This window comes from Megasphaera indica (assembly GCF_046614755.1).
In the GTDB taxonomy this organism is placed as follows: domain Bacteria; phylum Bacillota; class Negativicutes; order Veillonellales; family Megasphaeraceae; genus Megasphaera; species Megasphaera intestinihominis.
Map to the genome: position 1 here is coordinate 23,989 of NZ_JBKKJR010000020.1, position 18,086 is coordinate 42,074.

Annotated in this window: 18 protein-coding genes, 3 tRNA genes, 1 riboswitch and 1 other annotated feature; of the genes, 3 read left to right on the forward strand and 18 right to left on the reverse strand. The window is 55.9% G+C overall.

What is annotated here, in order from left to right; all coding sequences use genetic code 11:
* Positions 1–10: 10 nt before the first annotated feature.
* The 5 genes from ffh to ACFCTO_RS09815 form a co-directional block, all read right to left on the reverse strand.
* Complete coding sequence (gene ffh, locus ACFCTO_RS09795; protein WP_072983238.1) at positions 11–1,363, reverse strand: signal recognition particle protein; 1,353 nt, start codon at positions 1,361–1,363, stop codon at positions 11–13.
* Between the two features lie 13 nt (positions 1,364–1,376).
* Positions 1,377–1,706, reverse strand: a complete 330-nt coding sequence (ylxM, locus tag ACFCTO_RS09800) for a YlxM family DNA-binding protein (protein WP_071601829.1) — start codon at positions 1,704–1,706, stop codon at positions 1,377–1,379.
* A gap of 75 nt (positions 1,707–1,781) precedes the next feature.
* Positions 1,782–3,785, reverse strand: a complete 2,004-nt coding sequence (locus tag ACFCTO_RS09805) for a molybdopterin-containing oxidoreductase family protein (RefSeq protein ID WP_481325575.1) — start codon at positions 3,783–3,785, stop codon at positions 1,782–1,784.
* 280 nt (positions 3,786–4,065) lie between these two features.
* Positions 4,066–5,241, reverse strand: coding sequence for a phosphoribosylaminoimidazolecarboxamide formyltransferase (locus ACFCTO_RS09810; protein ID WP_499876799.1), 1,176 nt, complete (start codon positions 5,239–5,241; stop codon positions 4,066–4,068).
* A 53-nt stretch (positions 5,242–5,294) separates the two neighbouring features.
* Positions 5,295–5,372: riboswitch (ZMP/ZTP riboswitch) on the reverse strand.
* A 207-nt stretch (positions 5,373–5,579) separates the two neighbouring features.
* On the reverse strand, positions 5,580–6,068 hold the full coding sequence (locus tag ACFCTO_RS09815; protein ID WP_302420796.1) for a hypothetical protein: 489 nt from the start codon (positions 6,066–6,068) through the stop codon (positions 5,580–5,582).
* A gap of 248 nt (positions 6,069–6,316) precedes the next feature.
* Here ACFCTO_RS09815 and ACFCTO_RS09820 point away from each other — a divergent pair, with 248 nt between their 5' ends.
* Positions 6,317–7,360 (forward strand): hypothetical protein, encoded by a 1,044-nt coding sequence (locus tag ACFCTO_RS09820; protein ID WP_499876800.1) that lies wholly within the window; start codon positions 6,317–6,319, stop codon positions 7,358–7,360.
* Here ACFCTO_RS09820 and ACFCTO_RS09825 read toward each other — a convergent pair.
* Genes ACFCTO_RS09825 through ACFCTO_RS09835 form a run of 3 tightly spaced genes read right to left on the reverse strand, consistent with a single transcriptional unit; the run spans position 7,357 to position 10,472 of the window.
* Positions 7,357–8,190, reverse strand: coding sequence for an Asp23/Gls24 family envelope stress response protein (locus tag ACFCTO_RS09825; protein ID WP_020310412.1), 834 nt, complete (start codon positions 8,188–8,190; stop codon positions 7,357–7,359). The genes ACFCTO_RS09820 and ACFCTO_RS09825 overlap by 4 nt on opposite strands.
* Positions 8,191–8,194: 4 nt before the next feature.
* The gene (locus tag ACFCTO_RS09830) at positions 8,195–9,019 is read right to left on the reverse strand and encodes a PHP domain-containing protein (RefSeq protein ID WP_292302273.1); all 825 of its coding nucleotides are present in this window, start codon (positions 9,017–9,019) and stop codon (positions 8,195–8,197) included.
* A complete protein-coding gene (locus ACFCTO_RS09835) occupies positions 9,009–10,472 on the reverse strand; it encodes a leucyl aminopeptidase (protein WP_499876801.1) in 1,464 nt (487 codons plus the stop codon). Before ACFCTO_RS09835 ends, ACFCTO_RS09830 begins: the two co-directional genes overlap by 11 nt.
* Positions 10,473–10,686: 214 nt before the next feature.
* On the opposite strand from ACFCTO_RS09835, the gene ACFCTO_RS09840 reads away from it, so the two are divergent.
* Positions 10,687–10,762, forward strand: a tRNA-Lys gene (locus tag ACFCTO_RS09840).
* A 219-nt stretch (positions 10,763–10,981) separates the two neighbouring features.
* Here the strand turns inward: ACFCTO_RS09840 and rlmH are convergent.
* The 6 genes from rlmH to ACFCTO_RS09870 all read right to left on the reverse strand — a co-directional run bounded on the left by rlmH (position 10,982) and on the right by ACFCTO_RS09870 (position 15,065).
* Positions 10,982–11,461, reverse strand: a complete 480-nt coding sequence (gene rlmH / locus ACFCTO_RS09845) for a 23S rRNA (pseudouridine(1915)-N(3))-methyltransferase RlmH (RefSeq protein WP_020310409.1) — start codon at positions 11,459–11,461, stop codon at positions 10,982–10,984.
* A complete protein-coding gene (locus tag ACFCTO_RS09850; protein ID WP_292262646.1) occupies positions 11,461–12,594 on the reverse strand; it encodes a S1C family serine protease in 1,134 nt (377 codons plus the stop codon). The genes rlmH and ACFCTO_RS09850 overlap by 1 nt, the downstream gene beginning before the upstream one ends.
* Positions 12,591–13,529, reverse strand: a complete 939-nt coding sequence (locus tag ACFCTO_RS09855; RefSeq protein WP_292302460.1) for an MBL fold metallo-hydrolase — start codon at positions 13,527–13,529, stop codon at positions 12,591–12,593. The genes ACFCTO_RS09850 and ACFCTO_RS09855 overlap by 4 nt, the downstream gene beginning before the upstream one ends.
* A gap of 64 nt (positions 13,530–13,593) precedes the next feature.
* Positions 13,594–13,670: transfer RNA gene (locus ACFCTO_RS09860), tRNA-Ile, on the reverse strand.
* A gap of 55 nt (positions 13,671–13,725) precedes the next feature.
* Positions 13,726–13,802: transfer RNA gene (locus ACFCTO_RS09865), tRNA-Ile, on the reverse strand.
* A 75-nt stretch (positions 13,803–13,877) separates the two neighbouring features.
* Positions 13,878–15,065, reverse strand: a complete 1,188-nt coding sequence (locus ACFCTO_RS09870; RefSeq protein ID WP_499876802.1) for a pyridoxal phosphate-dependent aminotransferase — start codon at positions 15,063–15,065, stop codon at positions 13,878–13,880.
* Between the two features lie 119 nt (positions 15,066–15,184).
* On the opposite strand from ACFCTO_RS09870, the gene ACFCTO_RS09875 reads away from it, so the two are divergent.
* Positions 15,185–16,354 (forward strand): MFS transporter, encoded by a 1,170-nt coding sequence (locus ACFCTO_RS09875; RefSeq protein ID WP_499876803.1) that lies wholly within the window; start codon positions 15,185–15,187, stop codon positions 16,352–16,354.
* Positions 16,355–16,523: 169 nt separating this feature from the next.
* Here ACFCTO_RS09875 and rplT read toward each other — a convergent pair whose 3' ends face one another.
* From rplT to ACFCTO_RS09895, 4 genes are all read right to left on the reverse strand, one after another.
* Positions 16,524–16,874 carry a 50S ribosomal protein L20 gene (rplT, locus tag ACFCTO_RS09880; RefSeq protein ID WP_014015987.1) on the reverse strand — a complete coding sequence of 117 codons (351 nt, stop codon included), beginning with the start codon at positions 16,872–16,874 and terminating at the stop codon, positions 16,524–16,526.
* Positions 16,875–16,917: 43 nt separating this feature from the next.
* Positions 16,918–17,115 carry a 50S ribosomal protein L35 gene (rpmI, locus tag ACFCTO_RS09885; RefSeq protein WP_014015986.1) on the reverse strand — a complete coding sequence of 66 codons (198 nt, stop codon included), beginning with the start codon at positions 17,113–17,115 and terminating at the stop codon, positions 16,918–16,920.
* 16 nt (positions 17,116–17,131) lie between these two features.
* Entirely contained in the window at positions 17,132–17,644 is a 513-nt protein-coding gene (infC, locus tag ACFCTO_RS09890) for a translation initiation factor IF-3 (RefSeq protein WP_071601828.1), read from the reverse strand.
* A gap of 14 nt (positions 17,645–17,658) precedes the next feature.
* Positions 17,659–17,768: a sequence feature (ribosomal protein L20 leader region), on the reverse strand.
* A 42-nt stretch (positions 17,769–17,810) separates the two neighbouring features.
* On the reverse strand, positions 17,811–18,041 hold the full coding sequence (locus ACFCTO_RS09895; RefSeq protein WP_020310403.1) for a DUF1653 domain-containing protein: 231 nt from the start codon (positions 18,039–18,041) through the stop codon (positions 17,811–17,813).
* Positions 18,042–18,086: the final 45 nt, after the last annotated feature.

Below are 18,086 nucleotides of genomic sequence, written 5' to 3' on the forward strand. Positions count from 1 at the left end.
GGAAATCCATTTAAAAAGGCAGACGCGGCATGAAACCCCGTCGTTTATTCTTCTGTGCTTTCTTGGCCTGCTTCATCATCTTCTGCATTTCTGCGAACTGCTTGATGAGGCGGTTGACATCCTGGACGCGCGTGCCGCTGCCCTTGGCGATACGGCGCTTGCGGCTGTCCTTGATGAGCATTTTCGGATTGGCACTCGACCGTTCCTGAGCCGTCATGGATGTGATGATGGCTTCGATTCGTTTGAATTCTTTGCCGTCCATGTCGACTTTGTCGAGTTCTTTCTTATATTTCCCGATGCCCGGGATGAGGCTCAGGAGACTGCCCATATTGCCCATCTTCTTGATCATATGGAGCTGGGACAGGAAGTCATCGAAGGTGAAGGTACCACTTTTCATGGTCTTCTTCATGTTTTCCATCGATTCTTCATCGAAAGCCGCCTGGGCTTTTTCGATGATCGTTTCGACGTCGCCTAAGTCGAGGATACGCGATGCGTAGCGGTTCGGATGGAATTCTTCCAAGCCGTCGAGCTTTTCGCTGACGCCGATGAACTTAATCGGTTTGCCCGTGACGGCCTTGATGGACAAGGCGGCACCGCCGCGGGCATCGCCATCGAGCTTGGTCATGATGATACCGTCGATGCCGAGGGCTTTATCGAAGGCCGATGCAGCCGTAACGGCATCCTGACCGGTCATGGCGTCGACGACGAGCAGGATTTCATGGGGATGAACTTCATTCTTGATGTTGATGAGTTCGTCCATGAGGGTTTCATTGATATGTAAACGGCCGGCCGTATCGATGATAACGACATCGCGTAAATGGCTGGTCGCATAGGGAATAGCGTGCTGAGCAATGGCGACAGGGTCCTTGCTGCCCTCTTCGGTGTAGACAGGCATGTCCAGTTCCTGGCCGAGGACCTGCAGCTGCGTGATAGCCGCCGGACGGTAGACGTCGGCTGCGACCATGAGCGGGCTCTTGCCCTGGGACTTCAGCTTCTTGGCCAGTTTGGCGGCTGTCGTCGTCTTACCAGCCCCCTGGAGGCCGACGAGCATGATGATGGTCGGTGGCTTGGGAGAAATGGTGATCCGGCTCTGTGTCCCGCCGAGGAGTTCCGTCAGTTCATCGCGGACGATTTTGATGACCGTCTGTGACGCATTGAGGCTGCCGAAGACTTCTTCGCCGACGGCCTTTTCTTTGACTTTCTTTATGAAATCTTTGGTGACGGCAAAGTTGACGTCCGCTTCCAGAAGGGCGCGGCGCATCTCTTTCAGCGCTTCGCTGACATCCTCTTCAGAAAGCTTCCCTTTGCCGCGGAGTTTTTTAAATGCCGCCTGGAATCGTTCGGACAGACTTTCAAATGGCATAAGGGGCCTCCTTCTATAACTCTATTTCATGCAAAAGCTGTTTCGCTCTTTCAAGGGTTTGCGGTTCTTCCCGGTCGAGAAGCCGCTCTACTTCATCGATCTTATCCCGGACCGCATCGTAGCGGGCCAGCAGATGAAGGCGCTGTTCGTAACTTTCCAGCGAATGGGAAGCGCGCTTGAGCATATCATAGGCACCTTGGCGGGAAATGTGCAGTTCCTCCCCGATTTCGCTCAGGGACAGGTCCATATCGAAATACATTTCCATGCAGCGCCGTTGTTTCTCCGTAAGCAAAGGCCCGTACAAATCGAGGAGCCGTCCCTTGCGGACTACATCTTCAAGCATGGCTTCACCGCCTTTCAAACAGCGTACTTTGGTATTATAACGGAAAGCAGCCTATCTGTCAAGTATTTTTACTTGTCAGGAGTTAGCGGATGGAATAATGGATACACGGACGTCGTAGAAAGTGCTGCCGGCGCCTTCGTCGGTCAGGCGCTGGGACGTGAGGACGTTGACTGAGGCTCCCTGCCCTTTGACCCGTTCCCGCCACCAGACGCCTTCGCTGACGACCTGGCCCGGCACGGTCCGTTTAGAGATGACGACGGTGAAATCGGCCTGGCCCCGTTCATTGGCCAAGGTCACGGTCTGGCCGTCCTGCAGGCCATAGCGTGCCGCATCGTCGGGATGGACGAAGAGGTCCATCGTATGGCTGGCCGTCAGTTCGTCCCGTTCATTGAAGGACGAATCGAGGATGCGCATGTCCGGCCCATTGACGAAAGCCAGCGTGCCGTCATCTTCTGCAAGGGGCAGATAGTCCGGCAGGGCCGGCGTCAGGGCCGCGTTGTATATCTCGATTTTCCCCGACGGCGTGGCAAATCGCGTCTGGTAATCGTCCGGCATGGGCAGCGGCGTCGGCAGGCCCTGACTAAGGCGCTGCTGATCCACAGGCAGGGGCCATTTCGTCGTCGACGCAGCCAGGGCTTCGACGAGGTCCCGTTCCGAGCGATTGTAGAAATCATCGTCTATACCCATAGCATGGGCCAGGTCACAGGCGACGCGCCAGTTGGAACGGCTCTGGCCGACAGGAGGGATGGCTGCATAGCCGCACTGGATCGTGTAGTTGCCATAGGAATAATAGGCGTCGTCGTGTTCCAGCGACGTCGTCGCCGGCAGGACGATGTCGGCATAACGGGCCGTATCGGTCATAAAGCGTTCGTGGACGACGGTAAATAAATCGTCCCGACAGAGGCCCTTCAGGACCTGGTTCTGGTCCGGCGCCGTGCAGGCCGGATTGGACGAATAGACGAAGAGGCTGCGGATGCGGTCGTCACCCGTCAGTGCCTGGCCCAGGCAGCACATGTTGACGACGCGCTTGCCAGGCTGTTTCCAATCGGAATGGGTGACGATTTCTTTATCATAGGCTTTCGACGCCGACGCCGAAGTCAAGAGGCCGGCTCCCTGCTTCCCCCAGGCGCCGACGACAGCCGGCAGGCAGGTGATGAGGCGCGTCGTCATGGCGCCGTTGCGATAGCGGGACTGGCCGCTGCCGAGGCGGATGAACGGCGCCCGGGCCCGGCCGTAGGCGTGGGCCAATGCGACGATGATGTCGGCCGGCACGCCGGTGATGCCCTGCGTTTCTTCCGGCGTATACTTGGACAGGACTGTCTTTTTCAAGTCCTCCCAGCCGAGGACGTTCCGGGCCAGGAAGGTTTCGTCAGCCAGGCCGTCACGGTCGAGGACGTACATCATGCCCAGGGCCAGGGCCCCGTCCGTACCGGGGCGGACGGCGACGAAGTGGTCGGCCAGGTCGGCCGTCTTGTTGCGATAGGCATCGATACACCAGACGACGGCCCCTTTGGCCCGGGCCGCTTCGACGTCGTGGTGGAAGTGGATATTTGTGGCCAGCATATGGATGCTCCAGAGGAAGATGCAGTCGCTGTCCTGGGCTGCCTGCGGCGCCGTCGGCATGGTATTGCCCATGACATCCTTGAAGCCCCGCCCTTTGGCCGGAGCGCAGATGGTCCGGTCCAGTTCCGAAGCACCCAGGCGGTAGAACAGGCCGTGCAGGGCGTCGTGCTGGACGATGCCCATGGTACCGGCATAAGAATAGGGCAGGATGGCTTCGGCACCAACTTCGGCGATGATGGCCTTCCAGGTCCCGGCGATTTCTGCCAGGGCCTGGTCCCAGGAAATGGGCGCGAACTGGCCGCTTCCCTTGGGGCCAATCCGCTTCAGCGGCGTCGTCAGGCGGCGCGGCGAATGGACGGTCCGCTCATAATGGGCCATCTTCGGGCACAACGTCCCACGCGTAAAGGGATGGGACTTGTCGCCGGCAACGGATACGACGCGGCCGCCGTCGACCGTCACGACAAGCCCACAGGCATCGGGGCAGTCGTAAGGACAGACAGATGTACAGGTTTTCATAATATCACCTCTTGTTTCGTGGAAAAAAGGAGCTGTCGCATCGCGACAGCTCCTTTTAAGCAGTTAGCAGATGGCATAACCCTTCGTGCGACAGCGCCTTTTCTTGTAGGTGCGCCACGTGGGGCGCCCGCTCTGGGATAGGTACGATTTCCCGACCCGTTTGCTAGAAGAATCATCCAAATTCCTAACGGGTCGCCCACGTGGCCCCTACAAACTCTATACTACAAACTATAGGGCATAGGAACCCCGTGAGCGGTCCTTCTTCTTCCCAGGGGAAGCCTTAATGATGGAACAGGCGCAGGCCGGTCATGGCCATGGCGATGTTGTATTTATCGCACGTTTCGATGACATTGTCGTCGCGGATGGAGCCGCCGGCCTGGGCGATGTAGTCGACGCCGCTGCGATGGGCCCGTTCAATGTTGTCGCCAAAGGGGAAGAAGGCATCGCTGCCCAGGGCTACGCCGTGGAGCTGGGCAATCCAGGCTTTCTTTTCTTCCCGTGTGAGCGGTTCCGGTTTTTCCGTGAACAGGTCCTGCCAGATGCCGTCGGCCAGGACGTCTTCGTAGTCATCGGAGATGTAGACGTCGATGGCGTTGTCGCGGTTCGGACGGCGGACATCGTCGCGGAAAGGCAGGTTCAGGACTTTCGGGTTCTGGCGGAGCCACCAGATATCGGCCTTGTTGCCGGCCAGGCGCGTGCAGTGGACGCGGGACTGCTGGCCAGCGCCGACGCCGATGGTCATGCCGTCTTTGACGTAGCAGACCGAATTGGACTGGGTATATTTCAAAGTGATGAGGGCGATCATCAAATCGCGCTGAGCCGCTGCCGGGATATCCTTGTTCTTCGTCGGGATATTTTTGAAGAGGTCCGTCGTAATCTTGGCTTCATTGCGTTCCTGTTCAAAGGTGACGCCATAGACTTCCTTCGATTCGACGAGGCGCGGCTTGTAGTCCGGGTTTATCTGGAGGACGCAGTAATTCCCCTTCTTCTTGGTCTTCAAAATAGCCAGGGCTTCGTCGCTGTAGCCCGGAGCGATGACGCCGTCCGAGACTTCCCGCTTGAGGAGCGTTGCCGTTTCGACATCGCAGACGTCGGACAGGGCAACAAAATCGCCGTACGAGCTCATGCGGTCAGCACCGCGGGCGCAGGCATAGGCCGAAGCCAGGGGGGACAATCTCAAATCGTCGACCCAGTATATCTTTTTCAGGGTATCACTCATGTCCGTAGCGACGGCGGCCCCAGCCGGGCTGACGTGCTTGAAGGAAGCCGCTGCCGGAAGGCCTGTCGCTTCTTTCAATTCTTTGACCAGCTGATAGCTGTTGAAGGCGTCGAGCAAATTAATATAACCGGGACGGCCGTTGAGGACCGTAAAGGGCAGGTCGCTTCCATCTTTCATATAAACCCGGGCCGACGACTGGTTGGGATTGCAGCCGTATTTTAATTGCAGTTCTTTCATGGTGATTCCTCCTGAATAGTTAAGCAAAAATAAAAAATACCGACACTTCTGGAACGTTTCGCCCAGACGGTCGGCTCGTACGAATCATGCTCCCCGTGGTAACTCCACTTCCGTCAGTCACATGTTTCAGATTTATTATACCGTCCGCAGACGGGAGATGTCAAGAAAAAGGACCGCCCTTCGGACGGTCCCTTTTTCTGTAGGGGCGCCACGTGGGGCGCCCGCTCCAGGATGATGTGATTTCCATTTTCCATTCGGTTTACTAGGAGAAACATCCAATCCCTAACGGTTCACCCACGTGCGCCACTACAGTGTCACGAGCCACTAATCACTATCCACTAACCCGCCTGTTGTTCAAAGATGTCCTGGGCCAGGCCCATGGGTTCATCGCGGAAGAGGCGTTCGTCCATGGTCTTCAGATTTTCGGCGATGTGCGGTACGAATTCCATCTGGTCGAGGATGTCCTTTTGCAGATCCACGCCCGGTGCGATTTCCGTGAGGACTAAGCCCTTATCGGTGAGGACGAAGACACAGCGTTCGGTGATGAACATGACCTGCTGGTTGTGTTTATGGGCATATTCAGCACTGAAGGTAATCTGGCCGACCTTATCGATGAATTTCTGGACAGCCCCTTCATGGGTGATGACCAGTTTGCCGTCCCGGATTTCTTCGCGCAGGCCCTTGGCCGTAAAGGTGCCACAGAAGACGACTTTATGCGTATTCTGGGTGATGTTGATGAAGCCGCCGCAGCCGGCGATGCGGTCTTTGAACTTGCTGACGTTGACGTCGCCTTTGGCATTACATTCTGCCATGCCCAGGAAAGCCATATCCAGGCCGCCGCCATCGTAAAAGTCGAACTGATACGGATGGTCGACGATGGCATCGGCGTTGGCCGAACCGCCAAAGTCCGCGCCGCTGGCCGGTACGCCGCCGATAGGCCCAGACCAGGACGGGGAAAGGTGAAAGCCGCGACCAGGCCATCCATTTCTACGCCGGCCGCGCTGACTGCCACACGGCCCTGCGCCAGCTGCTCCACCAATACCTGGAAGGTCTCCAGTCCCAGGGGATGCTGATCATGACCGGCCAGTTCCACGTCCTCGACCAGAACGGCATCTGGCAGCTCCTGGAAGAATGTCACAACGACCGCTGGTCCTGCGACGTCCACTTAGGCCTGAAGATGGACGTCTTTGCCGATCATATGCCCCAGGCCGCCAGCAGCCTCTATCAGTGTCTGGACCACTTATTGACCTATAATTTCACCATGCACGAAATCGACTACGAATCGTACCGCAACATCATCGTCCTCAAAGACGCCTTTGCCTACCTCTACTACGTCGACGGCGACGACTACATCGACATGTGCCTGACCATCACCGACCCGGCCCAGGTCCGGGAAATCTATAAGAAGTGCTGCGCCTACATGATGGTCCAGCCCGTCCTCATGGAGCCCCGCCAGTCCCTGGGCATGGAAAAATTCGGCTACCGCGACATCTTCTTTACATCCAACAACTACCTCTTCTTCCTGACCAACGGCCTGGAATTCCTCCTCCCCGACGAAGTCTATACGTCGCTGTGCCAGCTCATCGACGAAGGAAAATATCCCAATGCCACCAAAGAATGGGTCCGGCGCATCCAGTACATCTGGTACCGCATCATCGAACAGGGGCGCATGAAAATCATCATGCCCAAGAATTCCATCATCCGCTACCTGGAAACGGGCTGCTTCTACCTGACCGACATGAACTACCAGATGACGCCAGACGAAAGAAAGGCCCAGCTCAACCTCATCGTCGAAAAGATGAAGCAGAACCCGGCCATTACTTACGGGATCCTCCTCCCGGCATCGGGAGAAAGCAGTTATACGAATTTTTCTAATCTCGCCTTTTACGGCAATTACACGTCAGCTTTCTTCAAAAAGAACACGCATCACATATTGCCCCAGACCAAGCCCATTTACTTGCTCAATAATTCCCAGCTCATCGGCTGTATGCATGATTTCTTCGACGGCCTGAGCCATTCTCCTCAGTACAAGGGCTTCTCGGCGGAAAATGTCGACGCCCTGCGGGGCCTGATTACGCCGCTCATGATGGTCCTGACCGAAGAAAACGGCGACGCCTAGTCTTCAGGCTGGGAAATGCTGCGGACTGTGATTTTGAGGATTTCGACGGACATGCCCGTCGTGTATTCCACTTCCTGCTGGATGTCCCGGCGGATACGGCTCATGAGCTTCTTGATGTTCTGGCCATAGGCGATGGTCAGGGACAGGATGATGGCCAGGCCATTGCGCGTCGAGTTGTAATTGATGGCCACCCGCAGGCGGTTAATCTTAGTGACGCCGTCGTTCTTGGCCAGGGCATGGCGCACCAGGGCTTCCAGGACGTCGTTAGAAAAGGTCAGTTTCCCGTAATAACTGAAGACGGGCCGGACGACGGACCGTTCAAAAGGCGATATCTTCTTGCCGTTGCGGCCATAGAAGAAGGAACGGATTGGGTCCAGGAGATAGCCCTGGAAATGGGGCTTCAGTTCCATCGTCGGCACGGGGATGATGTGCTTACCCTCTTTGATGCGGATGGCCCGGGCCTTGGCGATTTCCGACGGGCACGACACATCTTCGATGCGGATGAACTGCGACGCTTCCGGCAGGTGCAGGGACTCACAGATGCGGTGTATCATGTGCTTCGACGTGCCCAAGATTAGCAATTTATCAGGATGTATCTTCTCCAGCGCCGCCCGCATGGCCGCTGCGTCTTCGGGCTTGTTGAAGATGGCCCGGCGCACGGCTTTCAGGCGGTTCGTCTCTTCTTTGGCCGACCGGCCGGCGACGATGCGGTTGTGGTCGATGAGCAGGCCGTCGTCGATGATGGCCTGGATATCGTGGTCATAGGCGACGACCAGGGCGTGATGGCTCTTGCCCGTGCCGCTGGCGCCGATAAAACCGAAAACCTCCATAATCTCACCTGCTTTTCTTTAGGTTCCCTTCTACATGGTCGAGCAGAGCTTTTACCGCCTTGGCATCGACGGTAAAGACGCCGACCTTTTCGGGGAAACGGCCTGTCGTGCCGTGGAAATCCGAGCCGCCGCTGACGTACCCATGGCGGTCCTCAGCCAGTTTCAAGAATTCTTTATAGCGGCCGCGGTTCTTGGGATGATAGACTTCGATGCCGTCAAAGTCATGGGCCAGGACCTGGTCCAGCGTCCACTTGAGCAGGCCCGGGTGGGCCAGGATGGCCGTACCGCCGGCCTGGCGGATGAGGGCCACGCAGTCGTCGATGCTGCGGCGGTGATAAGGGACGTAAGCCGGACCACCGCGGTAGAGCAGTTTATCGAAGACCGTCTTGACGTCGGGGAAATAGCCCTTGGCCACGAGCAGGCGGGCAATGTGGGGCCGGCCGACAGTCCCGCCCTGGCGCAGTGTCGCTTCGATGCCACTGCGATCGATATCATAGCCTAAACTGCGGCAGCGGTCGACGATTTCCAGGGCCCTATTGAAGCGCCGTTCCTTGAATTGCGCGCAGTAAGCCTGCAAGCCGGCGTCAGCCGTGTCGATGCCGTAGCCCAGGATGTGCACATCTTCGCCGTCACATTCCGAGCTGATTTCAATAGCCGGGATGACGCGGACGCCTGCGGCGAAACGATGGCTGCCGTCATAAGCCGCTACCGTATCGTGGTCGGAAATAGCCATGACGCTGAGCCCGGCGTCGACGGCCATCTGTGTCAGTTGTTCCGGTGTATATACGCCGTCTGAACAAGTCGTATGCATATGTAAATCAACGATCATGGGATGCCACGCCTCCCTGCAATAAGTGAAGAATGGATTTGATGCCGACGCCGGTCGCCCCGATGAGGCCCGTTTCGTCGGCCTTTTCATTGAAGGCCGGGCCGGCGATGTCCAAGTGAATCCACGGCGTGCCGTCGTGGACGAACTGCTTGAGGAAGAGGCCTGCCGTGATGGCTCCCGCTTCGGAGCCGCCGACGTTCTTCAAATCGGCGATATCGCTTTCCAGGAGCTTTTCATATTCCTCATCAGCCGGCAGCTGCCATATCTTTTCGTGAACTTCCGTCGCAGCGCTGAAGAAACGGTTCATCCATTCCTGGTCGTTGCCGATCATGCCCGTCCGCACGGTCCCCAGGGCCGTCACACAGGCACCGGTCAAAGTCGCCAGGTCGATGAGGCGCGTCGCCCCCTTTTCCTGGGCATACGTCAGGGCATCGGCCAGGATGAGCCGACCTTCGGCATCGGTATTCTTGACTTCAACCGTCTTGCCGTTGTACATGGTCAGGATGTCGTCAACGTGATAAGCCATGCCGGAGGGAATATTTTCGACCAGTGGGATGACGGCCAGAACGTTGACGGGATATTTGAGCAGCATCAAAGCCCGCATGACGCCGACAGCCGCTGCGGCACCGGCCATGTCGTCCTTCATGAATTCCAGATTGGCATGGCTCTTGAGGGACAGGCCGCCGCTGTCATAAGTGACGCCCTTGCCGACGATGCCCAGGACTTCCCGGCTGTTAGGGTCGCCCTGGTAGGCAATGGACAGGAGCTGGGGCGGGTTCATGCTGCCCTTGCCGACGGCGACGATGCCGCCCATATGGCGCTTTTCCAGGGCCCATTTATTGAGGTTCTCTATGAGGATGTTGTCGCCTTTGAGCATAGCCCCGACGATGTCGGCAAACTTGCGCGGCATCAAATCATTGGACGGCATGTTGACCAGGTCCCGCGCCGCGTAGATGCCTTCATAGATGGACGTATACATGTAGCACATGGAATTGAATTCCTTCGGGCGCAGGCTGTGGGTCAGGATATTGATATTCCCGATAGTCCGGCTCTTGGCCTGGCGTTTATAGTGATTGAATTCGTAATTACGGTAGAGCAGGCCATCGATGAGAGACCCCAGGTCCATATCCAGGGTATCGGCCATGACAGCCAGTTCGCTGACGCCTTCCTTCATGGCTGCGGCCATGAGGCGCCGGGCCATGCGGAAATCTTCATACGTCGAATAGCGGATGGGCTTCCCTTCCAGGCCGATGAGGAAATAGGTCTTGGCCCGGCCGTCAGACAGGCAGTGGAAGACGTGAAGGGACGTATGCTGCAAAATCTCCGGGTGCTGTCCGGCATAGGCCCGGATGAGCTGGACATCCCCTTCGGGCAGCTGGCGCAGCGTCGACCCCCGTTCATTCAGGCCGACAGCGACAGTGTCCATGCCGCCATTGCCATTATAAGTAATCATACACATCGCTCACTTTCAATCTATCAACAAACGAGTAGTTTTTTGTAAAATATCACTTCTTTCATTATACATTCGCCGTGTCGCCAAAATCAAGAATCGGGGGAAATTCAAGATTCTGTAAATTTTCTTAAAAAAACGCTTGCATTTCTCCAAGGTTTAGTGTATTATATTACATGTGCTCAGGAAACAGCGAGTACGAAGGACAACAAAACATGGACCATTAGCTCAGCTGGCAGAGCACCTGACTCTTAATCAGGGTGTCCAGGGTTCGATCCCCTGATGGTCCACCAGAATGAAAAAAGGCTTGTCGCATGTGCGGCTAGCCTTTTTAAGTTGTAGGGGCTCGCACGTGGCGAGCCCGCTCTAGAAATATATACGATTTACCGCCCAGTTTGCTAGAATAATCATCCAAATCCAACGGGTCGCCCACGCGGCGACCCCTACGAACTATAAAACAACAGGGACCACCCATGATAACCGAAAGGTTCATGGGTGGTCCCTGTTTTCGCCTACAAATGATAGGGTTCGTGACGGTCGATTTTGATGGCGCGGTAGATTTGTTCTAATAAGAGGAGGCGTATCATCTGATGGGTCAGGGTGATGCGGCCAAAGGAAATGCAGCTGTCGGCTCTGCGGCGGACGAGGTCGCTCAGGCCGAAGGGGCCGCCGATGATGAAGGAGATTTCGCTGCAGCCGTACAGGGCCAGTTTGGCAAAGGACGCCGCCAGGTCTTCAGACGACACGAGCTTGCCCTGCACGTCCAGGGCGAAGAGGTGCGAGCCCTGGCGGACGTGGCGCAGCATCTTCTCCCCTTCCCTGTCGAGGACCTGGGTCTTCTGGGCCGGCGACGGGTTGTCGGGCATCTTCTCTTCGGGCAGGACGGTGAGCTCGACCTGGCCGTACGGGCGCAGGCGCTTCAAGAACTCATCGATGCCGGCCGTGAGGTATTTCTCCTTGATTTTGCCGATGGTAATGACGTGGTACTTCATCAGTTGGTCCCGTCTTCCTGGTCAGACGAATCATTCTGCGGGCTTTCCTGGAGGACGACGGTGACTTCGTGGTCCGAGCCGTTGCGCGTGTAGTCGAGGCTGACCGAATCGCCAACGTTGTGTTTATCCATGACGCTCTGGAGAGCGCTGAAGTCTTTGACATCCGTGCCGTCGAGTTTCAGGATGACGTCGCCATGGCGGAGGCCTGCCTGGTCGAGAGGACCGCCGGCAGCGACTTTATAGACATAGATGCCGGCTACGTTCAGCTTCATGCCGAAACGGGCTGCCATCTGCTGGTCCAGGCCGTATAAGCCGAGGTACGGGCGGACGACTTTGCCGTTCTTGATGAGGTCCTGCAAAATCGGACGGGCTGCATTGATAGGAATGGCAAAGCCCAGGCCTTCGACGCCTTCCTTGGAAATCTTGGCGCTGTTGATGCCGATGACTTTGCCGTCGGCGTCGACGAGGGCGCCGCCGGAATTGCCCGGATTGATGGCTGCGTCGGTCTGGATGAGCTTCATGCTCTGGCCTTCAGCCCCGATGGTCCGATTGAGGGAGCTGATGACGCCGACTGTGACCGTACCCTGGAATTCCAGGCCCAGAGGGTTGCCGATAGCGATGGCCGGTTCGCCGACCTGGAGGGAATCGCTGTCGCCGAATTCAGCGACGGGCAGGTTGTCCATCTTGATCTTGACGACGGCCAGGTCCGTCTTTTCATCGCGGCCGACGACAGTCCCTTCGGTACTCTGGCCATCGGCCAAAGAAACGATGACCGTCTTGGCCGTGCCGACGACGTGGTTATTAGTGACGATATAGCCGGCCTTGTCGAAGATGACGCCAGAGCCGACGCCTTCACCGACCAGGACTTTGCGGTTGAACATATCGCGGTTATAGACTTTCGTCGTAATGCCGACGACAGCCGGGCTGACTTTCTTGGCAGCCTGGACGACGGCCGTATTGCGGGCATCGGAAATGGAATCCGATTTCGACGGTTCCTGGAGCTGGTTCACCGTCCCGTTATAGGTACCGCTCGGCGTAAAAAAGGCATCGTGGATCTTGAAACCGCCGAAGACGCCGACGGCGATGAGGACGACGGCGGCTGCCGCCGTAATGACATGTTTGCGTTGCATCATAATTCATGACTCCTTTCCTGGAAGCGGACGCTGCCCTTCTGGCAGGCCAACCGCAATAAAATATCCTGGCCGATGACCCGTCCAGCCTGAGACAGGATAGTGCGCATCGTGTGCAGCGCCAGGGCCGGCGTGTTATTCTTTTCGCTGCGGTGTGCCAGGAGGACCCGCATGACGCCCTTCGTCGGCAGACCGGCCAGGAAAGCGGCTGCCGTCTTGTTGGACAGATGGCCCCAGCGGCCGAGGATGCGCTGCTGGAGCGGATAGGGATAGGGCCCGTTGCGGACCATGCCTTCGTCGTGATTGGCTTCTAAAATGAGGATGTCCGCATAAGCCGCTGCCGCCGCGACGTCAGGGCTGACACAGCCTAAATCTGTCGCCAGGGTGATCTTCGATTCGCCGTGGCAGACCGTATAGCCAACGGGCCGCACGGCATCGTGGGATATGGCAAAGGGAATGACCTGGATGTCCTTCAGGCCGACGCGGCGTGTCAGGCGGACGAAGCGGTCCTGGAAGCCTTCCACTTTCCGGCCTATGGCCTGCCAGGTCTCGGCTGTCGTATAGACGGGCATGTCCGTCCGCTTGAGGAGCGTCGCCAGGCCGTTGACGTGGTCCGAATGTTCATGGGTGATGAAGACGGCATCGAGGTCGCCTAAAGCGCAGCCGTAGCGCTTCAATCCCTGTTCGATGCGGCGGCAGCTGATGCCGGCATCGATGAGGATATTCGTCTTGCCACAACGGATATAAGCGGCATTGCCCTTGCTGCCGCTGGCCAGCATGCTGACCAGGCAGTCTCCTGCCCGGGCTTCACCGCCAAGATTGGGAATCGTATCGGCCGCTGCCGGTGGTGCCGTGACGGCCGCCCTGTACCCGCCCTGCTGCCGGGCTGCCTGGATAGACAGGGCCATTTCCTGGAGCTGCCTTTCACTTTCCGTCATGGTCTTCCCTCCTTCTGTTGAAAAAAAAACCATCGTTCCGGAATAATCCAAACGATGGTCTGTGTGGTGGGCCTAGGTGGACTCGAACCACCGACCTCACGCTTATCAGGCGTGCGCTCTAACCAGCTGAGCTATAGGCCCATGTCATGGGACTTGATTAGTATAACATACCGCAGGAAATTGTCAAGTGAAAAATTGGTGGGCCTAGGTGGACTTGAACCACCGACCTCACGCTTATCAGGCGTGCGCTCTAACCAGCTGAGCTATAGGCCCATTTCCTAACGACTCGTTTAGTATACCACAGATACAGGACGTGTCAAGGAAATTTTTCCAATTTCTTACATCTTTTTACTTATACTGTTCCATCAGTTTCTTAAAGGCAGCAAAGGACCGCTTAATCATATCCGGATCGACGCAGTACGATACGCGGACATAGCCAGGGCAGCCAAAGCTGTCGGCCGGTACGATGAGCAGATTCAGCTTCTTGGCCTTGTCGGAGAAAACCTTGGCATCGGCTTCAGGCGATTTGACGAAGAGGTAGAAAGCGCCGCTCGGATAGACGCAGTCGTAGCCCATTTCTCTTAAACCATTATATAAGAGCTTGCGGTTTTCGTCGTAAATGTTCATGTCGCCAGTCTGGCCCAGGCATTTGAGGACGACGTCCTGGAAAAGATGAGGTGCGCAGACAAAGCCCATGGAACGGCCGGCACCGCAGACAGCCGTATAGACTTCCTGGGCATCGGCAGCGCAGTCCGGAACCAGGACATAGCCGATACGTTCGCCCGGCAGGCTCAGGGATTTACTGTACGAATAGCAGATGATCGTATCTTTGTAGAATTTCGGGACATAGAGGATGGGAAGGCCATCGTAAATGATTTCCCGGTACGGTTCATCTGAAATGATATAGATAGGATGGCCGATTTCCTGGGACTTCCGCGTCAGCAGGGCCGCCAATTTTTCATAGGTATCAGCCGAGTAGACGACGCCAGACGGGTTATTCGGCGAATTGATGATGATTGCCCGCGTATGCGGTGTAATGGCCTTTTCCAGGGCGTCCAGAGAAATCTGGAAGTGTTCCGTATCCGGCGGCAGGACGACGGCTTTGGCATTGGCATTGTGGACAAAGACCGTATATTCCGGGAAGAACGGCGCAATGAGGATGATTTCGTCATATGGGCCTTCGACGAGGGCTTTGAGGCTGATGGTCAGCGAAGCTGCAGCCCCGCAGGTCATGTAGAAATTATCGGCCCGTACCTGGGCGTCATAAGTCTGGTTCATGTAATCGGCCAGGCCTTGGCGGACAGCCGCATCACCGGAAGCTGCCGTATAGCCGTGGATGGCCACGGATTCCCGCGTTTCCAAGATGTCTTCAATAGCTTCTTTGACACAGGCCGGGGCCGGGACGGTCGGATTGCCGATGCTGAAATCGAAGACATTTTCCTTACCGACGATAGCCGCTTGTTCCTGTCCATAAGCGAAAAGGTCACGGATGACCGAAGCCTGGGAGCCCAAGGCGTACATTTCTTTTGATGCCATAATAACAACTCCTTTTAATATATATTGATTAGTTTGTTATTATTATAACACCAATGTGAAAAGGAAAACAGCCTATGCTATAATAGATATGATTTCAACTTCCTGAAAGGAGAATTTGCATGAAGAAACTGAGTCCTTATGTATACCTATTCGCTACGGGCCATTTTTCCGTAGACTGGGCGCAAGGCGCCATTCCGGCCCTCCTGCCCTATTTCATCTCGTCGTGCAACCTGAACTATCAGGACGCAGCGACGCTCATCTTTGCCAACATGCTCTTATCATCGGTTTCCCAGCCTATTTTCGGTTATTATTCCGACAAGGTGTCCAAGCCCTGGTTCGCTCCGCTCGGCCCCATCCTCTGCGGCCTCTGCCTGACGATGCTGGCCTTTACGCAGAACTACTGGCTCATCTTCCTCTGCTCCATGTTCAGCGGCTTCGGCTCTTCCATCTATCATCCCGAAGCAGCCCGCATGGTCAATAACATCGCCGGCGACCGCAAGGGACAGGCTATGGGGACCTTTTCCGTCGGCGGCAATGCCGGCTTCGCCATCGGCCCCATGGTTGCCGGAGCCTGTGCCTATGCCTTCGACATCCACGGTCTGGTCGTCTTCGGCATCGTCAACGCCCTCATCGCCTTCGTCCTCTACCATCAGATGCCGCACATCTTATCTCTGGTCAGCGAAGCGGCGACCGCCGAAAAGAAAGCCCATCCCGGGGAAGTCCGGACCAACGACTGGAGTGCCTTCGCCCGCCTGTCCGTCGTCATCTTCGTCCGTTCCATCGGCTTTACGGTCTGCAATACCTTCATTCCCCTCTACTGGATCCACGTCCTCCATGCCTCGCCGGCAGCGGGCAGTCTGGCCCTGTCCATCCTCTTTTCCATGGGCGTCGTCATCACCTTCATCGGCGGCGTCCTGGCAGACCGCTTCGGCTTCCTCCGCGTCCTCCGCGGCTCTATGGTGATCATGATTCCGTCCATGTTCTTCCTGGTCAACAGTACGGACATCGTCACGGCGACGCTGCTGCTCCTTCCCGTCGCCTTCTCGCTCTTCGCCGCCTACAGCCCCATCGTCGTCCTCGGCCAGACTTACCTCGGCAAGAACGTCGGCTTCGCTTCTGGCGTCACCCTGGGCCTGACGACGACCATCGGCGGCCTCATCTCGCCCATCGTCGGCTGGGGTGCCGACCAGTGGGGCATCTCCCCTGCCCTGCAATGCCTCTGGATCAGCGCCATCATCGGCGCCATCTTCGCCTTCTTCATCCCCGTGCCCAAAGCCTGGCGGCATTGATTGTAGGGGTCGCCACGTGGGCGACCCGCTGGGTATTTGGCGACGCTCCCCCCCGAGTTGGCAAATCGTTCATATTCAAGAACGGGCTTGCCACGTGCAAGCCCCTACAGATAAAAAATCCCCTGCAGGATGGTGGAAACCTTCATGCAGGGGATTTTATTTGCATAGATTACTGTGCTTTTGCGACTTCTACGAGTTTTGCGAAAGCAGCTGCGTCGTTGACAGCGAGGTCAGCGAGCATTTTGCGGTTTACGATGACGCCAGCTTTGGTCAGGCCGCAGATGAAGCGGCTGTAGCTGAGGCCATTAGCGCGGGTTGCGGCGTTGATACGGGCAATCCACAATTTACGGAATTCGCGTTTCTTGGCGCGGCGGTCACGACGAGCGTAGTAGAGCGCTTTCATGACGCTTTCGTTAGCTTTTTTGAAGAGACGGCTGCGGGTGCCGCGGTAGCCTTTAGCCATTTTTAAGATTTTTTTATGACGAGCGTGTGCTGTAACGCCAACTTTAATTCTTGCCATTAGTCTATTCCTCCGAATCTATATCAAAAAGTATATTACGCTATTAGATGAACGGGCACATCTTGCGGACGGCTTCGGTCATGGTCTTAGAAACGAGCGTAGCTTTTCTCAGGTTACGTTTACGTTTCGGGCTCTTGCTTTCCAGGATGTGGCTCTTATACGGTTTCATGCGTTTGATTTTACCTGTACCAGTTGTGTTAAAGCGTTTTGCCGCAGCACGGCGAGTTTTCAATTTCGGCATAATAATTGTCCTCCTGTTACTTCTTGTTGACAGCAATGACCATGGTCATATTTCTGCCTTCAATTTTAGGTTCTTTTTCTACATGGGCGGTGTCTTTCAATTCATCAGCGAATCGAACCAGCAAATCACGGCCCAGTTCCGGATGGCTCATTTCGCGGCCGCGGAACATGATCGTAACTTTGACTTTGCTGCCTTCACCCAGGAAACGCTGCGCAGCTTTCATCTTAACGTAGAAGTCATGGTCTTCGATATTGGGACGAAGTTTTACTTCTTTCAATGTCAAGACTTTCTGTTTTTTCTTGGCTTCCTTTTCACGCTTCTGCTGTTCATAACGGTATTTACCGTAGTTCATGATGCGGCAGACAGGCGGTTTGCCATTCGGTGCGACTTCTACCAGGTCTAAATGCCGTTCTTCCGCAATCTGGCGGGCCGAACGGAGAGACATAACACCGAGCTGTTCGTTAGAATCACTGACCACGCGTACTTCACGGGCTCTGATTTGATCGTTGATACGTAATTCCTTACTAATCGTCTTTCACCTCCGAAATAAAAAAAGAACGGATAGCATCGCTATCCGCTCTACGTTTCCGTCATAGACCTTAGTGACTCCAGCGCCTTGTAAGGTGAGAAGCGGATAGCTTCTGCTTTATTTTCAACAGTACATATTATATCAGCCTTCACAGGCCTTGTCAAGATTATTTAACTTTGACGAAGCGGTAATCCTGTTCGGCACGGGGATATTTTTCCTTATCGACTTCGCTCATGAAATCCTTCAGCGGACGGGCATAGGTCTTCATCGTGTCGTGCAAGGCTTTGTAAATGACGAATTTTTCACCTGTCTCCGTATGTTCGGCAATGGTAATAATTTCATAGGTATTCTTCTTGAAGTGGCGCCAAATTTCATGTGCTTTCGGTAATTCTCTCATCGATAACCCTCCTAATAATCTACATTACTAACCTGGTGTAATTAT

What these genes read in the sequence shown, in the direction of transcription:
- ffh (WP_072983238.1), bottom strand. Translation starts at nt 1,363, where the DNA reads ATGCCATTTGAAAGTCTGTCCGAACGATTCCAGGCGGCATTTAAAAAA.
- ylxM (WP_071601829.1), bottom strand. Translation starts at nt 1,706, where the DNA reads ATGCTTGAAGATGTAGTCCGCAAGGGACGGCTCCTCGATTTGTACGGG.
- ACFCTO_RS09805 (WP_481325575.1), bottom strand. Translation starts at nt 3,785, where the DNA reads ATGAAAACCTGTACATCTGTCTGTCCTTACGACTGCCCCGATGCCTGT.
- ACFCTO_RS09810 (WP_499876799.1), bottom strand. Translation starts at nt 5,241, where the DNA reads ATGAAAGAACTGCAATTAAAATACGGCTGCAATCCCAACCAGTCGTCG.
- ACFCTO_RS09815 (WP_302420796.1), bottom strand. Translation starts at nt 6,068, where the DNA reads ATGGCTTTCCTGGGCATGGCAGAATGTAATGCCAAAGGCGACGTCAAC.
- ACFCTO_RS09820 (WP_499876800.1), top strand. Translation starts at nt 6,317, where the DNA reads ATGACCGGCCAGTTCCACGTCCTCGACCAGAACGGCATCTGGCAGCTC.
- ACFCTO_RS09825 (WP_020310412.1), bottom strand. Translation starts at nt 8,190, where the DNA reads ATGGAGGTTTTCGGTTTTATCGGCGCCAGCGGCACGGGCAAGAGCCAT.
- ACFCTO_RS09830 (WP_292302273.1), bottom strand. Translation starts at nt 9,019, where the DNA reads ATGATCGTTGATTTACATATGCATACGACTTGTTCAGACGGCGTATAT.
- ACFCTO_RS09835 (WP_499876801.1), bottom strand. Translation starts at nt 10,472, where the DNA reads ATGATTACTTATAATGGCAATGGCGGCATGGACACTGTCGCTGTCGGC.
- rlmH (WP_020310409.1), bottom strand. Translation starts at nt 11,461, where the DNA reads ATGAAGTACCACGTCATTACCATCGGCAAAATCAAGGAGAAATACCTC.
- ACFCTO_RS09850 (WP_292262646.1), bottom strand. Translation starts at nt 12,594, where the DNA reads ATGATGCAACGCAAACATGTCATTACGGCGGCAGCCGCCGTCGTCCTC.
- ACFCTO_RS09855 (WP_292302460.1), bottom strand. Translation starts at nt 13,529, where the DNA reads ATGACGGAAAGTGAAAGGCAGCTCCAGGAAATGGCCCTGTCTATCCAG.
- ACFCTO_RS09870 (WP_499876802.1), bottom strand. Translation starts at nt 15,065, where the DNA reads ATGGCATCAAAAGAAATGTACGCCTTGGGCTCCCAGGCTTCGGTCATC.
- ACFCTO_RS09875 (WP_499876803.1), top strand. Translation starts at nt 15,185, where the DNA reads ATGAAGAAACTGAGTCCTTATGTATACCTATTCGCTACGGGCCATTTT.
- rplT (WP_014015987.1), bottom strand. Translation starts at nt 16,874, where the DNA reads ATGGCAAGAATTAAAGTTGGCGTTACAGCACACGCTCGTCATAAAAAA.
- rpmI (WP_014015986.1), bottom strand. Translation starts at nt 17,115, where the DNA reads ATGCCGAAATTGAAAACTCGCCGTGCTGCGGCAAAACGCTTTAACACA.
- ACFCTO_RS09895 (WP_020310403.1), bottom strand. Translation starts at nt 18,041, where the DNA reads ATGAGAGAATTACCGAAAGCACATGAAATTTGGCGCCACTTCAAGAAG.